This window comes from Pelomicrobium sp. (assembly GCF_036803785.1).
GTDB lineage: Bacteria > Pseudomonadota > Gammaproteobacteria > Burkholderiales > UBA6910 > Pelomicrobium.
In genome coordinates this window covers 1-2,205 of sequence record NZ_DAIRTR010000240.1, presented here as the reverse complement: position 1 = coordinate 2,205, position 2,205 = coordinate 1, and the positions used below count along the sequence as shown (strand labels likewise).

Here is a 2,205-nt window from a genome sequence, read left to right as displayed (position 1 = left end):
GATCGACGGGTTGGGCTTGAACTTCCTGCTGCGGCGGGGAGAAATGGTGACTCTGCGGCGTCACTTGCGGGGGAGGATGACCTCGGTGTTTCCTTCCACGACCGCGACCGCCGTCACCACCTTCCACACCGGGGTGGGCCCCCTGCAGCACGGACTGACCGGATGGTTCGTGGACCTGGGGGAAGCGGGCGGGGTGACAGCGGTCTTGCCCTTCCGTTGCCGAGAAGGGGGGGTAGCGCTCAACGCCCGAGGGATCGGGCCGGAGGCGGTGTTCACCGAGCCTCCGATCTTCGGGCGTCTTGCCCGGGAAAGCTGGGTGGTGACGCCCCTTTCTATCCTGGAGTCCGAGTACAACCGCTGGCATTGCCAGGGTGCCCAGCGGCGCGCCTACAGCAATCTGGAAGCGTTCTTCGCCGAAACCGCCGAGGTGGTGGCGGCAAGCCCCCATGCCAAGCTGGTTTACGCCTATCTTCCGGATCTGGACACGGTGGCCCATCGGGCCGGGGTGGGAAGCGCCCAGTGCCGGGAGCTCGCCTACCGCATCGATCAGGCTTTCGCCGGCTTCCTGGCGCGCCTTGCCGGCACCGACACCACCGTGGTGCTGACGGCAGACCACGGCTTCGTCGACATCCCCCCTGAGGGGCGCATTGACCTGGCGGACCATCCGGCATTGGCGGCACTGCTGCGCCGGCCCTTGTGCGGCGAGCCCCGGGCGGCCTATTGCTACGTAAGACCTGGTCGAGAGGCGGCGTTCGAGGCTTACGTGGCGACCCATCTCGCCGGTAGCGCCGATGCCTACCCCAGCGCCGAGCTGGTGGCCCGGGGCTGGTTCGGTGATGGCCCGAGGCATCCCCGGCTCATGGAGCGAATCGGCGATTATGTCCTGGTGATGCGGGATAATTACGCCATCAAAGACTGGTTGCCCGGAGAAAAGCGCTACGTCAACATCGGCATGCACGGCGGCGTGAGCGCGGACGAAATGTGGGTGCCCCTGGTGGTGGCGACGGTGTAAGCGGGCTTCGATTCGATAAACTTTCGAGCCCTTGGCGTTCCACCCACTTTCCTTCCGCGTCCAGGACGAAGGAGGCGAAACCATGATGATCCAGGCGAACGGCATCGACATCAACTACGAGGAGGAAGGGGAAGGACCGTGGCTCGTATTTAGCCACAGCCTGGCTTGCCATCTGGGCATGTGGTACGAGCAGGCGGTGGCTTTGCGCGACCGCTACCGGGTGCTACGCTACGATACCCGGGGCCATGGCAAGACATCGGCTCCGCCGGGACCCTATAGCCTGGAGCTTCTGGCCGATGACCTGCGGGGGCTCATCGACGCCCGGGGGGTGGAACGCATGCACTTCGTCGGTATCTCCCTGGGGGGCATGATCGGCCAGGTGTTCGCCCTGCGCTATCCTGAGCGGCTCGCGAGCTTGGTGCTGTGCGATACCACGAGTTACTACCCACCGGAGGCCCGCCCCGCGTGGGAAGAGCGCATCCGCACAGTGCGGGAGAAGGGGATGGAAGCCATGGTGGAGCCGACTCTGGCGCGCTGGTTCACCCCCGCCTTCCGGGCCCAGCGCCCGGACGTGATGAGACGCATCGCGGCCATGATCCGTGCCACGCCCGTGGAAGGCTACATCGGCTGCTGTCACGCCATTCCTCGAATCGATACCCGCGCCCGTCTTAGGGAAATTTCCTGCCCCACCCTTGTGATCGTGGGGGAGGAAGATCCCGGCACGCCGGTCGCCATGGCTCGAGCGCTCCACGAGGCGATCCCGGGGTCCCGACTAGCGGTCATTCCCCAGGCGTCCCACCTGTGCAACCTGGAGCAAACCTCAGTCTTCAACCGCCTCCTGGGGGACTTCCTGGCCGAAGTCGGTACGTAAGGGGACGACGACTCAATCCCTTTTGGACCCATGGACCATCCCCCCGACCTGCGCGCCATCCGCGAGGCCCACGCTCGCATCCGGCCCTATATCCATTCCACGCCAGTCTTCACCTGCGCCACCCTGGACCGCCTAAGCGGAGCTCGGCTTTTTTTCAAGTGCGAGAACTTCCAAAAGGTGGGCGCCTTCAAGGCCCGTGGGGCCTGCAATGCCGTGTTTTCCCTCTCGTGGGAGGCGGCGGTACGGGGGGTGGTGACCCATTCCTCGGGTAACCACGCGGCGGCCCTCGCCATGGCGGCGGGGCGGCGGGGCGTCCCGGCCC

At 65.9% G+C, this 2,205-nt stretch carries 3 protein-coding genes; all 3 read left to right on the top strand.

Going from position 1 to position 2,205, the window contains the following annotated elements:
* The coding region (locus V7Q81_RS15795) for an alkaline phosphatase family protein (RefSeq protein WP_333845242.1) at nt 1-1,012 on the top strand (1,012 nt) is incomplete at its 5' end.
* A gap of 82 nt (nt 1,013-1,094) precedes the next feature.
* Nucleotides 1,095-1,883, top strand: coding sequence for a 3-oxoadipate enol-lactonase (gene pcaD, locus V7Q81_RS15790; protein ID WP_333845240.1), 789 nt, complete (start codon nt 1,095-1,097; stop codon nt 1,881-1,883).
* Between the two features lie 30 nt (nt 1,884-1,913).
* Nucleotides 1,914-2,205: pyridoxal-phosphate dependent enzyme (locus V7Q81_RS15785; protein WP_333845238.1), on the top strand; the 292-nt coding region annotated here is incomplete at its 3' end.

Coding starts and splice junctions, on each gene's coding strand:
- pcaD (WP_333845240.1), top strand. CDS start 1,095: ATGATGATCCAGGCGAACGGCATCGACATCAACTACGAGGAGGAAGGG.